A 13,009-nucleotide genomic window follows, 5' to 3' on the forward strand; every position below is an offset into this window, starting at 1 on the left:
GAAATTCATCCCCGACCTTAAAGAGGTCGGGGTATTCTTTCACTATTAAGATAAAATAGAAAACTTTATTTTAATTTATAATCATAAATTTCATTATAGCAAAAATGTTATTTTTTGCATATTAATTTTGGTGAAATCATGGAAATTAATGGCGTAGAAATTAAAGATACTTATGCAGAAGGATTCGGAATCAAAGTAACTAGAATTTTAGTTACTGCAGCAACTGCAAAATTAGCAAAAATTGCAGCTACTGAAGCAACCGGTTACGGAACTTCTGTTATTGGATGTCCTGCTGAAGCAGGTATTGATTGTTTTGTACCAGCTGAATGTACACCTGACGGAAGACCAGGTTATGCAATTATGATTTGTCAAGGTAGTAAAAAGGCACTTGACCATGAATTAATGGAAAGAATCGGTATGTGTGTCTTAACTGCTCCTACCGCAGCAGCATTTAACTTACTCGACGCAGAAGAAACTTTAAAAACTGGTAACAAATTAAAATTCTTCGGTGACGGATTTGAAAAAGAATGTTGCATTGATGGAAGAAAAGTACACTCCATTCCAATTATGTCCGGGGACTTCATAGTTGAATCTGAATTCGGATACAAAGATGGTGTAGCTGGAGGAAACTTCTTTATCTTAGCAAAAGACCAAATTACTGGTGTTAAAGCTGCAGAATTAGCTGTTGCAGCAATCAGAAATGTTAAAGGTGTTATCACCCCATTCCCTGGCGGTATGGTTGCATCTGGTTCCAAAGTAGGATCCAACAAATATTCCAAATTCTTGAATGCATCCACTAACGAAAAAATGTGCGTAACCTTAAAAGGTGAAGTAGACTCTGACATCAGAGATGATGCTGACGGTGTATTTGAAATCGTTATTGATGGTGTAGACGAAGAATCAGTTAAAGCAGCTATGAAAGCTGGTATTGTAGCAGCTTGTTCAGTCGACGGCGTACTTGAAATTTCAGCAGGTAACTTCGACGGTAAATTAGGTGCTTACATCATTAACTTACAAGAGTTATTCTAGAGAGTTTTACTCTCTTTTTTCTTATTTTATTTCTTTTTCAGTTATTTTAGCTATTTCTTTATTTGTTAAATTAATGCCGATTATTTCTTCAATTTCTTCTAAATCCTTTACTAATTTGTCAAATGTTGCCCTATCAGGCCCTGCGATTAAGTGGGAATGGACATCATTAACGGTTTTATATAGATTATCCAATGCATTTCTTTGGTCATCATGTGTGCTTAAGTGATTTACAAATCTCTGTCCGTCTGAAAGATCCATAGTTTTAATTTGGCGTGTCAGTGGTGTTTCGATACCTGGAAGGTGATATTCAATATTTTCCAATGTACATCCATGTTTGGTGATAATTTTAAATTCGTCCAATATCTCATAAGAGCTATGTTTTACTGTAATCTTTAATAAGTGAGGCCTTGTTGATTCAAAATACAGATCCTTTCCACCGATTACTTCCGGAGAAATAATTTTATCGGCTCCTGCTTTTCTAAGCCTTTTTATATTTTCTAGCTTACTTGACCTAGTTACAATCCAGGCATCAGGATTGGTCTCTCTAATTGTCAATACAATAAATAAGTTAATCACATCATCTCCAGCACATAAAATGACGCTTCTACATTTGTCTCCGGCCAGTTTTGCAATTAAACCATCATCTTCAGTTGCATCTTTATTAAGCACGACGACATTATCTGTTTCTTCTATTTTTTCACAAACGTCTTCATCTTTATCTATTATGATTATGTTTTGATTTCTTTGGTTTAATTCGTTAAAAACAACTTGTCCAACTCTTCCAAATCCGCAAAGAATATAATAATCTTCCATATTTTCAATCACTTTCAATTTTCTCGCTCCTTTTGAAAATTCATTCATTCTTTCTTGAAAAGTAGTTAACATCATATTAAATACGTATGCAAGCAGTGCAACTCCTCCAATAGCTAATGTAGTTGCAAATATCTTTTGAATTCCAGTATGCGGTGTATAATCTCCATAACCCACAGTCGCCATGGTAATTGTTGCATAATAAATTGAATCAATAAGATTTAAACCCATTATAAAATAAGAACCTACAATTCCATAAATAAACAGGATGATTATCAAGATCAGTCCACTTGCAATATATTTTGTAGGCAATGTTTTCAAAATTCTTAATGTTAGTTTTCTCATGGCTTATTTTCCTTTAATTTAAGATAATTATATTTATACTCTATACTCATATTTTAATTTAAAGGTGATTTTTTGAACCCTATTGATATGATGGTTACGGATTATAATTGTGAATATTTAGGATTATCAAGACTATGTTTGATGGAATCAGCAGGTAAATCTCTGGCTGAAGAGGCCGGTAAAATCGCAGTTTATACCTTTTCCAAACCAGTTAAAGTTGTGATTTTTACTGGTTCTGGGGGAAATGGCGGTGATGGATTTGTTGCAGCACGCTACTTGCTTAATAGAGGTTATGATGTTGATATTTACATGTTAAAGGAAAACATTCGCTCTCGTGATGCTAAAACAAATTTGGATATTTTGTTAAATATGAAGCCACGTCTTTCCCGTTTGAATATCTTTAATCTGAAAACTTTAGATGACATTAACAACTCAGAAGTAGCAAAAAGCAACGACTCTGAATTTATCATTATAGATGGGCTTTTAGGAACTGGAATCAAAGGAAAATTGCAGACTAATGTCAGACGTGCGATTGAAGTCATCAATGAATCTAAAGGAATCAAGATAAGTGTTGATGTTCCTTCAGGAATGGATCCATTAACTGGCAATGTCGATGATTTGGCCGTTATTCCTGATTATACCATAAGTTTTCACAAAATCAAAACTGGAGTTCGCCAAGCTGATGAAGAGGTTGTTGGAGGGTTAGTGACTGCGGATATAGGAATTCCATTTGAAGCAGAATATTTTGTTAATTATGGGGACTTCTTAAGATTGAAAAATAGGGATGTTAAATCACATAAAGGAAATAATGGACGTTTGCTCATTGTCGGCGGAAGTAAAGACTATTCAGGAGCTCCGGCCATTGCAGGAATGGCTGCAATTGGTGCTGGTGCGGATTTGGTCTATGTAACGGCTCCCGAAAAGGCGGCCGAAGCCATCAAATCAACATCTCCGGATTTGATTGTAACCTCTCTTGATGGAGACAAATTATCTTTAAGACATGCTGATGAAATTGTAAAGCTTTCGCAAAATGTTGATGCAATATTGATTGGCCCGGGGGCTGGGATTGATGAGGAAACTTCTAAGTTATTCAATGTTCTAGCTGCAAAAATTAAAAAGCCAATCGTCATTGATGCTGACGGTTTAAAACAAGTTGATTTGTCATTAATCAAAAATCGTGAAGATATTATATTGACTCCTCATATTTTTGAGTTTAAATCATTCTTCAATGTTGAAAATGATTTGAAGTTGGATATTGATTCATATGACTTTAAGAAAGTTGATGAAAACATCACTCAATTCCAACAGATTGCCCGCCAAATTAAGGGTTCAGTCATTGTTAAAGGGCAATATGATTTAATTTTATCTGGTACCAAATTTAGAATAAATAAAACTGGAAATGCAGGCATGACTGTTGGTGGAACTGGAGATGCACTTTCAGGAATAGCCACTAGTTTGCTGGCACAGGGATTAGGCACATTTGACTCTGCATGTTTAGCCGTTTTCATCAATGGTCTTGCAGGGGATGAAGCATTTAAAGTCAAAGGTAATGGATTTTCAGCAACAGATTTGGTTTCCTACATTGGTAGTGTGATTAAAAATGGATTATGTTAAGGGAATTTTTAAAAATCGTCCTAATAGATTCATTGCAGAAGTTGAAGTTGATGGCGAGCTTGAAATAGCACATGTTCCTAATACTGGAAGATGCAAAGAGCTTTTGGTTGATGGTGCGGTTGTTTGGCTTGAACCATCAGACAATCCAAATAGGAAAACAAAATATTCTCTTCGTTTTGTCGAAAACAAAAATGTGTTAGTGTCACTTTACTCACAGCAAGCTAACAGTATAGTATATGATGCAATTGTCGACGGTAAAATAAAAGAACTTGCAGGCTATGATTATCATCAAAGAGAAAAAACCGTCGGAAACTCAAGAATAGATATATACTTGGCCAATGAAGAAGACGATTGTTGTGGAATGAACTTTTTAATTGAACCATGCTATGTAGAGGTAAAGGGTGTAACGCTTATTGTTGATGGGGAAGCAAGATTTCCCGACGCTCCAACAGAAAGGGGAGCAAAACACCTAAAAGAGCTAATTAAACTTAAAAATGAAGGAAATAGATGCGTAGTATTTTTCCTCATTCAGCATCCAGCCGGTGATTCCTTCAGACCAAACTGGGAAAATGACCCTAATTTCAGCAAAACTCTTAATGAAGCATATGATGCAGGTGTCGAGATATTAGTCTACAAATGTGACAATCAGTTGGATGGAATAGAATTAATTCCCGAATCACTCGACTTTGATTTGGCTCAAAGTCTCCCCGATGGCATCGTTGATGACTAAAGTTGCGAGATTGTCATAAGGAGTTTCACTTTTGTTAATCAATACTAAATTTTTCCCGTTAAAGTAGTTAATCAATCCTGCAGCAGGATAAACCACAAGTGATGTTCCACCAATGATTAATGTTTCAGCCCGGGAAATGTAATCGACTGAAAAATTTAAAATGGCGTTGTTCAATGGTTCTTCGTATAATACAACGTCTGGCTTTACAATGCCTCCACATTCGCATCTTGGAATTGTCTCACTTTCTAAGATATAATCTAGGCCATATTCCTTATTGCAGATTTGACAATAGTTTCTATGGATACTTCCATGAAGTTCAAAAACGTTTTTGCTTCCTGCCTTTTGGTGAAGCCCATCAATGTTTTGAGTTATCACAGCCTTTAATTTTCCCGCTTTTTCCAGCTCGGCAAGTTTTAAATGTGCGGGATTAGGTTTTGCATCTTTAAAAACAAGATTGTCCTTATAATAATTAAAAAATTCTTCAGTGTGGTCTAGGTAATAGCTATGGGAAACTAAGTTTTCTGGGGTGTCTCCGTATTTTTCTAAACTTTTAAAGATTCCGCTTTCAGACCTAAAGTCAGGTATTCCACTTTCTGTTGAAACGCCTGCCCCTCCAAAAAATACGATATTGTCTGAAGAGTCTATAATTTCTTGTAATTCATTAATTTTAGACATAATTCTATTTATATCATTATTGAATATTAATTTTTTCCTAAATTTTAAAAATAAACTTTTAAATATAATATTTAATAAATTGATTATTATCAAATTGTTATTAACATGGTGAGGATTAAAATGGAAAATAATAATTCAAATTTAAATTGGATGATTTATTGGTCGCTTAAAGGACATAATCCTCGCAATAGTCAAATAAAACTCATTAATAAAATCAACTGGGCAATCGGTGAAGGTTATAAAAATATTATTCTTGAAGCGGGAACAGGTATTGGAAAAAGTGCAATTGCTACAACTTTGGCCAATATGTATGAGGATTCATACATTTTGACAATGACTAAACAACTTCAAGAACAGTATTTAGACGATTTTGGGGATATGCTTGTTGAGATAAAAGGCCGTGGGAATTATAAATGCAATTATAAAGGCAGCTGTGATTTTTGCATCAAAGCTGAGTATAATTTAAGAAAATGTGGTGATTGTGAGTATCAAATGGCTCTTAAAAAGGCACAGGAAGCTGAAAATGTAATTACTAATTATGATTATTTTTTCTATGCGGGGGTTGTCAATCCAATGTTGGATCCTCGTGAACTATTAATTTTGGATGAAGCTCATAATTTAGAACGTAAAATGTTGATGCTCTCTTCCCTAGATTTAAATAGGGAATATATATCAACAAAATTCGGTATTGATATATTTGAACCAATAATGTATGGCACCAATTCAATAAATAAATTAAAAAGGGATTCAAGTTATTGGATTAGACTATGTGATGATTTGATTGCGGAGTGCAAGAAAAGAATTAAAAAAATCGAGGGTGATGCTAACAAGACAGTCCAAGTGACTTTAGATGAATTTGAAAGTGACCCTTCAAAATATTCTAATTTTGATTATGTAGAAAAACAAAATTTAGAGCAGGACATGAAATCTTTTGCAGAAATCAGTTTAGGTTTATCAGCTAATGATTTCATCATTGATTTGCCGGAAGCATCCTCTATTTTAGATAATGACATGGACATTTCAGCTGAATTCAAGCCATTTTCCGTTGTTGAAGAAACTCAAAATTTATTGAAGTTAGGAAATATTAGACTATTTTTAACAGGAACTTTGGGAGATAAAGACAAGTTCTGCGAATGGAATAACATCAATCCTGAGGATACTTTTTATATTTATGAGAAAAGTCCATTCGATGTTTCTAAAAGGCCAATTTATCCGGAATTCGTAGGCAGATTAAGTGGTTCTAGAGGGAAAGTTCCAAAGTGGAAAAATCCAAAAGCCATTGCTAAAATTAGGGAGTTATTGGACAGGCATAAAAATGAAAAAGGAGTTATTCATACTTCAAGCAATGAACAGGCATTTTGGATTATTGATCAATTAGAAGGTTATCCTTTCATGTTCGTCGGCGGTGAAAATAGGAATGCTATTTTAAAAGAATTCAGTGAATCTGAAGAAAATCTCATTCTCATCGGTGCTTCAATCAAAGACGGTGTTGATTTCAAAGGAGATTTATGTAGATTTCAAATCATGTTTAAGGTTCCTTACCCTCAATTGAATGAACAAGTAAATTATAGAAAAGAATTGGATCCTAAATGGTTCTATTATCAAGCGGTAATGGCTTTAATGCAGGCCTATGGCAGAGGTATTAGAGATAAGGATGATTATTGTGTTATGTATATTCTAGATTCTAGTTTTGTAGATTTATTTGATTTCAATAAACAATTTTTCAATGAGTATTTCATTGAAGCAATAAAAAAATAGGTAAGAGATAGCGTTAAAGCTATCTGTTTAATTTTTGGAAGTTTGCTGCTTGAAGACCGTGGTATTTAATCATACCTTCAACTTCACTTTGTTCGGTTTCTTTATCTTCAAATGTAATTTGTTCAATGCTGTGTAAGCTGAATGGAGATTTTCTTACAATCGGTTGGATTGAACCTTTAAAGAGTTTCATCACAACTTCTCCACTAACTCTTTCTTGCATCTTATCAATCGCTTGGTCAAGGTCTTCTCTTAATGGTTCTTGCCAGAGTGCTCTGTAAACCAAATCAGCATATAAAGTTGACATATATTCAGCAAATCTTAGTTCGTCAGTTGTTAAAACTAATTCTTCTAAGGCTTCGTGAGCTGCAATCAATAATTTTGCACCTGGGGTTTCATAGATTTCTCTGCTTTTAAGACCAATCATCCTGTTTTCAATGGTATCTACTCTACCGATAGCATTGTTTCCGGCAATTTCATTTGCTTTTTCAATCAATTCAACTAAAGGCATCATTTCACCGTTAATTGCTACTGGAATACCTTCTTCGAATTCAATGGATACTTTTTCAGGTTCATCGTTTGCATCTTCCCAGGATTTGGTCCATTCGTAAATGTCTTCTGGAGGTTCGTTTGCAGGGTCTTCTAAGACATCTCCTTCAATTGCTCTTCCCCAGAGGTTTTCATCAATACTGTAAATTTTATCATAGCTTAATTCAATTCCTTTAGATTCTGCATATGCTTTTTCTTCGGTTCTTGTTAAGTTCATTTCTCTGATTGGTGCAATGATGTCTAAATCGGACATTGCAAGAATCACTGCTTCGAATCTGAACTGGTCGTTTCCTTTTCCAGTACAACCATGTGCAATAGCGGTTGCTCCTTCTTTTTCAGCCACTTCAATGATTTTTTGAGCAATCAATGGTCTTGCAAGTGCAGTACTTAATGGATATCCTTCATATTCTGCATTTGCCTTAATTCCACGTGCGATGTATTCGTTTGCAAATTCTTCTTTAGCGTCGATGTTGTAGTGTTTTAATCCACCAATTTTAGAAGCCATGGTTTTTGCTTTTTCCATTTCTTCTTCACCTTGTCCTACATCTACACATGCAGTAATTACTTCTACATCGTACTTTTCTTCTAATAATTTAACACAAACAGAGGTGTCTAATCCACCACTGAATGCTAAAACTACTTTATCAGCCATAATTAATCACCGTAATATAATTTAAATAAGAATAAGATTTCATTAAATATTTTTATTTTTAATAGTATTTATAATTTTTAAAAATAGTTGGCAGAAGAAAAACTCTTAATTGAGGGCTATAATTGAGGTTGAAAAGTTATATGGGTTTTAAAATGAATTTCCCTAATTAAGAGTTTGGAGGAAAAAAGTATTATGAACACTTTTTTGCCTTGTTTATGATATTGTTTTTCATAGTATATAAAGTTTAGGCATGCCTAAATTTTTATCAGCAAGTTTTCTTTTTCAACAAATTCGATTAATCTGGCATATGTTGGATTGCTTATTAGAGTATCCTTATGTCCTATGATGATTAATTTTCGTTTTGCCCTTGTTATTGCAACATTTAATCTTCTCAAATCCTTTAGAAATCCAATATTTTCGTTATCATTACTTCTTACGGTTGAAATTATAATGATTTCCTTTTCTCTTCCCTGAAATCCATCAACGGTTTTTACCTCAACAGGCGTTTTATCTTGAATGATTTTAACCTGGTCTGCATAAGGACTGATTATTCCAATATCTTCTTCACTAAGGCCTGCACTTAAGTAGCTATTGGCCAAATCAACAGCAATATCTGCTTCAATCTTATTTATAATGGATTTTGAATCTTTCAAATGGGATTCTCCATAATCATCAATATTTGAAGTATCGATGAAGAGCAATGCTTCTTCTTCATAGTCGGAATTTAATATGTCATTAATTGTAATGTCATCAACACTTGAATCGCTTTTTAAGCTATTGTTGTAGAATTCTTTGTTTGGAAACTCCATTAACAGACTGTTCATCCTATATTGAACATTTAATAGCTGTGATTTATAAGGATACATTCTAATTAACTCTTCGAATAAGGTTTTCTCTAAAGCTCCGGCCTTATCGCTGATTATTGTTGGAGGAAGCTGTTTGTGATCGCCTGCAAGAATAAACCTATTGGCTTTTGCAATTGGGATTAAAACACTTGGAATTGTGGCTTGTGAAGCTTCATCAATAATGGCGACATCAAACTTCACCCTTGCTATCGCTTCAAGAGCGGCTGATGAATTTGTAGCAAGGATAACATTACTTTTTTCAATAATGTCACGAATCATTCTGTTTTCAATTCTTTTTATTTCGTCATGAGCTTCATCGATTTCCTGATTAATTTCAATCCATTTTGCCATTGACTTCATCTTTTCAGCACTTATTCCACGTCCCCCTTTGCCTTTAGAAGCGTGGTATAAAATATCATAATCTCCAAATCCTCTGCGGTATTGTGGTGTCGGCTTTGTGTGCACACTTCTTTTTTCGATTAATCTATCAATCTTTTTGTGAAGTTTTTTAATTTTCCTGTTTAAGTCATGGTTTTCAACTTTATAAGCTAAAGTTTGTGTAATGTTGTGTTTTGAAACTCTTTGAGGATGTCCCAGCCGAGTCAAGTTCAACTTTTTATTTTCCATCAGTCTTTCTAAAATATTGTCTACTGCAGCATTGCTTTCTGCTGTAGCCAAAACTTTATGATTTTGCCTTGTTTCCTGTGAAATCAGCTCAACCAAGGTCCGGGTTTTTCCTGTTCCGAAGGGACCGTGAATCAGATGGAAATTTTCACATGATAATGCATTTTCAATGGCTGATTTCTGTGAATCATTGAGGGACTGGTCAATGTAGCTGATATATGGTGTCGGCCTGTTCTTCTTAGGATCCCTTTGATTTAGAATGTATTCAAGAGCATTTTTCCCTTTCAAACTTAAATGCTTCAGGTTGTCTTCCATTCTTCTAAATGTTACATCATTTGCATATAAATCAAGTCGGACCTTCTTTTTCAAAGCCCATTTGGGGATTCGTTTGTCAAATGCGACTTTAATGAATTTTGCACCTTTTTCCGTAACGGTTCCGGTCAAATCACTTCTTAAGGGATTATCGGTACTTATTAAAACCATATCTCCAACGCTTATTTCCGTTTCAATTTTCTCCGACCTTCCAAACTGAACTATCTCAAGACCCAATTCCTTTCCTAATCTTTTTCCTTTTACTTTGTTGATGGCCCTGCCTAATTCTTCTCTTTTCTGACCGGACATCGTGCTTATTTCATAAGTCATCAGCTCAATTTCAGCATCTCTTTCATAGTTTATGAGCCTGATTAAGTTTTTAATATATTTTTTCAATTTAATCCCTAATTTTAAATAAGAGCGTTTATCTATAATTAATTATGCATTTTGAAAAAATTGAGCAATTTGAGAATTTGGAAATGGCTTATATCACAGATTTTTCAAGGGGCTATGTTTCAAAAAACAAAAATATTTTAAATCATTTAGAATTAAACAAATTGACTCAATTCATATTGGAAAAGTCTATTTTTGGAACTCCTGTGTTTAAACTGGGGAATAGGGGGAGTAAAATATTAATATTGTCCGGAATTCATGGAAATGAGCTTCCTCCTCAAATTGCATCCATAAAATTGTTAAATGAGTTAATTGATAAGGATTTGAATCATACACTATTTTTTATACCTTTCGCATCTCCAAAATCGACCATGAATAATGAAAGGACATTCAATTCAATGGATTTAAACAGGTCTGCTCATATCAAGGATTCCTTAAGCAATTTAATTATTCAGATGATTGAAGAGGAAGAAATTGATTTTGTTGGAGATTTTCATTCAACTGCCTATAATTCAAATCCCGGGTTTGAATCTATTTTTTCATCAAAATCTCCAAGTCCGGAAAGTTTTTTGATTGCAAATTATATTTCACGGGATGTTGGCTCTGAAGTGATTTCATTTGATTTTGCAGGGGCTTCCTATAAAGGCGCAATTGAAGATGTTTCTAACTTAAAGGGGATTCCTGCCGTTACTTGTGAAGTATTATGCCCTTTTGCTAATGTCGCTAGAGGAACTGTTGAGAAGTCATTTTCTCAAATGAAGAGTTTTTTGGCTTATTTTGGAATTTGATTACTTGACAAATGCTCTCGGATAACTTATTTTTAATAATACATTAATAATTAATACGTAAGGTGATTTAATTGTCTTCTTATAAAGGGCATTCGATATTTGCATTCGTTCTTTCATTGATGTTTTTTCATAGTCCTCTACTAATTGCTTTAACCCTTATAGGTGCAAATATTCCTGACTTTGATCATAAATTCAAAAAAGAGAATGTCTATAAGATGATTATTTTGGGATTGATAGTGTTTATTTCACTATATATCCTTAGATTACCTTATTATATTGGTTTAATCATTATTTTTTTAGGTGTAACTTTTTATTTTTCAGAACACAGAAGTTTTACCCATTCAATTTTCGGCGTTTTGACATTATCGTCTGCAGTTTCCTTAATCCTGATATGGGGATTTCAACTGATTACTTCAGTAACTGCCCTGGAAAATCATTATTTGGTAATGGCAGTTATGATAGCTCTTTTAAGCTTTTTATTCTTAAATCGTAATGTCTTAATGATATTCTTACCAGTATTCTTTGTCAGCTTGTTTTTACTGCCGAATGGAAATTTTTCATATATTGAAATAGTTTTAAGCCTATTTTTAGGAGTCTTTTCACACATCGTTCTTGATTCTTTCACTCCAGCAGGAATTAAGATTTTTGCCCCTATCTCTCAAAAAAAGGTTTATAAGAATTTTGGAAGAAGTATGGTGTTTTTACTGATTGTAATGGCATTGATAATTCATATTCCCATATTGTTTCAATTATTTGAACAATATGCCCTTTAAAAAAATCTGCAGCTAAAGAACAGTCCAGAATTTTTAACCCATAATGTGAATTTAGACGCAATGTAAAGTATGGGCAATTCAATTAATGGTCCGATTACAAGGGCTATTGAGATTAGTTCATGTCCTGGAAATGAGTTTATGGCTATTGCTAGAGCCAACGGTGAATTTCTAGCTAGTGTGGTCATGGTTAGGCTTGCATATTCCTGATAGGTAAAATGAATTTTTTCTGAAATTAACAAGTCTATTATAACATTAACGATGAAGAAAATGATTAATGGAATAAATATTGTAATTACTGAGTTTAGATTGTCAAATAATAATTTTCCTTGACTTGCGAATATGCATAATACTGCCAGCGATAAAAAGCAAATCTCCAGTGAAGTGAATAAATTAGTTGCTTTTTCTTTCAAATCCTCATTTAGGATTAGTTTGGTGATTTGCGCCATAATAAATGGGATTACAATAACGATTAAAAGTGAATAGAGAAGTTGTGAGTAATCAATAGTGTTTCCACTTGAGAAAAATAGTATTAGATAAATTGGGAGCAGTACTATTTGTAGGACTAGATTAATTGGCAAAATGGATAAACTTAAATTGACATCTCCTTTTGCAAGTTTGGTAAATACTAAGTACCAGTCGGTACAAGGAGTTAATATTAACATGAAGAATCCGATTAGAACATCAAGATTTCCTTTGAAGAATATTGAGCCTAGGAAATAGCCGAATAATGGCGTCCATATGAAATTGATTATCAGACTGGTTGATGTGAATTTAATGTTTTTAAAACTATGCTTAAGTTCTTTAAGCGGAACTTCAAGGAATAATCCATAAAGCATTAAGCATAAGAAGATATTTATTAAATGACTAGAGTTTTCTGCGATAATCTGGATATTGCTCAATATTAGTCCGATAATTATTGCTGAGAATATTATTATTGGTTCTATCTTTTCTATTAAATTCATAGTCTCACTTTTAGGCATGACTAAATTTATAAATTATCATATTTAATATTTTGTTTCATCGACAAATTTGTTTAATTTTTCTTTATTCTTTTATTTTATCTTATTTTTTTGATTAAGCATCATTAAATGTTCATTCAATTTTTTTTGAAAATT

At 33.5% G+C, this 13,009-nt stretch carries 11 protein-coding genes; 6 read left to right on the forward strand and 5 right to left on the reverse strand.

The window, feature by feature from the left end:
* Positions 1–138 precede the first annotated feature (138 nt).
* Positions 139–1,029, forward strand: a complete 891-nt coding sequence (gene fhcD / locus ACKI3D_RS06200) for a formylmethanofuran--tetrahydromethanopterin N-formyltransferase (RefSeq protein ID WP_407392980.1) — start codon at positions 139–141, stop codon at positions 1,027–1,029.
* A gap of 21 nt (positions 1,030–1,050) precedes the next feature.
* Here the strand turns inward: fhcD and ACKI3D_RS06205 are convergent, their stop codons facing one another.
* A complete protein-coding gene (locus ACKI3D_RS06205) occupies positions 1,051–2,184 on the reverse strand; it encodes an NAD-binding protein (protein ID WP_407392982.1) in 1,134 nt (377 codons plus the stop codon).
* Positions 2,185–2,256: 72 nt separating this feature from the next.
* On the opposite strand from ACKI3D_RS06205, the gene ACKI3D_RS06210 reads away from it, so the two are divergent.
* Both ACKI3D_RS06210 and sfsA read left to right on the forward strand, forming a co-directional pair.
* On the forward strand, positions 2,257–3,798 hold the full coding sequence (locus tag ACKI3D_RS06210; RefSeq protein ID WP_407392984.1) for an NAD(P)H-hydrate dehydratase: 1,542 nt from the start codon (positions 2,257–2,259) through the stop codon (positions 3,796–3,798).
* Positions 3,785–4,528: a DNA/RNA nuclease SfsA gene (sfsA, locus tag ACKI3D_RS06215; protein ID WP_407392986.1), complete on the forward strand. Its 744-nt coding sequence runs from the start codon at positions 3,785–3,787 to the stop codon at positions 4,526–4,528. The genes ACKI3D_RS06210 and sfsA overlap by 14 nt, the downstream gene beginning before the upstream one ends.
* Here the strand turns inward: sfsA and ACKI3D_RS06220 are convergent.
* A complete protein-coding gene (locus tag ACKI3D_RS06220) occupies positions 4,475–5,203 on the reverse strand; it encodes an NAD-dependent protein deacylase (RefSeq protein ID WP_407392988.1) in 729 nt (242 codons plus the stop codon). The genes sfsA and ACKI3D_RS06220 overlap by 54 nt on opposite strands.
* A gap of 120 nt (positions 5,204–5,323) precedes the next feature.
* On the opposite strand from ACKI3D_RS06220, the gene ACKI3D_RS06225 reads away from it, so the two are divergent.
* Positions 5,324–6,961: a helicase C-terminal domain-containing protein gene (locus ACKI3D_RS06225; RefSeq protein WP_407392990.1), complete on the forward strand. Its 1,638-nt coding sequence runs from the start codon at positions 5,324–5,326 to the stop codon at positions 6,959–6,961.
* Positions 6,962–6,980: 19 nt separating this feature from the next.
* On the opposite strand, the gene ACKI3D_RS06230 is transcribed toward ACKI3D_RS06225, so the two are convergent.
* Entirely contained in the window at positions 6,981–8,159 is a 1,179-nt protein-coding gene (locus ACKI3D_RS06230) for an argininosuccinate synthase (RefSeq protein ID WP_407392992.1), read from the reverse strand.
* A 254-nt stretch (positions 8,160–8,413) separates the two neighbouring features.
* The gene (locus tag ACKI3D_RS06235; RefSeq protein ID WP_407392994.1) at positions 8,414–10,336 is read right to left on the reverse strand and encodes an IGHMBP2 family helicase; all 1,923 of its coding nucleotides are present in this window, start codon (positions 10,334–10,336) and stop codon (positions 8,414–8,416) included.
* An 83-nt stretch (positions 10,337–10,419) separates the two neighbouring features.
* Between ACKI3D_RS06235 and ACKI3D_RS06240 the strand changes: the two genes are divergently transcribed.
* Both ACKI3D_RS06240 and ACKI3D_RS06245 read left to right on the forward strand, forming a co-directional pair.
* A complete protein-coding gene (locus tag ACKI3D_RS06240; protein WP_407392996.1) occupies positions 10,420–11,121 on the forward strand; it encodes a succinylglutamate desuccinylase/aspartoacylase family protein in 702 nt (233 codons plus the stop codon).
* 71 nt (positions 11,122–11,192) lie between these two features.
* Positions 11,193–11,894, forward strand: a complete 702-nt coding sequence (locus tag ACKI3D_RS06245) for a metal-dependent hydrolase (RefSeq protein WP_407392998.1) — start codon at positions 11,193–11,195, stop codon at positions 11,892–11,894.
* Here the strand turns inward: ACKI3D_RS06245 and ACKI3D_RS06250 are convergent.
* The gene (locus ACKI3D_RS06250; RefSeq protein ID WP_407393000.1) at positions 11,891–12,856 is read right to left on the reverse strand and encodes an arsenic resistance protein; all 966 of its coding nucleotides are present in this window, start codon (positions 12,854–12,856) and stop codon (positions 11,891–11,893) included. The genes ACKI3D_RS06245 and ACKI3D_RS06250 overlap by 4 nt on opposite strands.
* Between the last annotated feature and the right edge of the window lie 153 nt (positions 12,857–13,009).

Origin of the sequence: Methanobrevibacter sp. (assembly GCF_045586545.1) — an archaeon.
GTDB lineage: Archaea > Methanobacteriota > Methanobacteria > Methanobacteriales > Methanobacteriaceae > Methanocatella.

Excerpts from the sequence above, each read along its gene's own strand:
- fhcD (WP_407392980.1), top strand. The coding sequence starts at position 139 with ATGGAAATTAATGGCGTAGAAATTAAAGATACTTATGCAGAAGGATTC.
- ACKI3D_RS06205 (WP_407392982.1), bottom strand. The coding sequence starts at position 2,184 with ATGAGAAAACTAACATTAAGAATTTTGAAAACATTGCCTACAAAATAT.
- sfsA (WP_407392986.1), top strand. The coding sequence starts at position 3,785 with ATGGATTATGTTAAGGGAATTTTTAAAAATCGTCCTAATAGATTCATT.
- ACKI3D_RS06220 (WP_407392988.1), bottom strand. The coding sequence starts at position 5,203 with ATGTCTAAAATTAATGAATTACAAGAAATTATAGACTCTTCAGACAAT.
- ACKI3D_RS06225 (WP_407392990.1), top strand. The coding sequence starts at position 5,324 with ATGGAAAATAATAATTCAAATTTAAATTGGATGATTTATTGGTCGCTT.
- ACKI3D_RS06230 (WP_407392992.1), bottom strand. The coding sequence starts at position 8,159 with ATGGCTGATAAAGTAGTTTTAGCATTCAGTGGTGGATTAGACACCTCT.
- ACKI3D_RS06240 (WP_407392996.1), top strand. The coding sequence starts at position 10,420 with ATGGCTTATATCACAGATTTTTCAAGGGGCTATGTTTCAAAAAACAAA.
- ACKI3D_RS06250 (WP_407393000.1), bottom strand. The coding sequence starts at position 12,856 with ATGAATTTAATAGAAAAGATAGAACCAATAATAATATTCTCAGCAATA.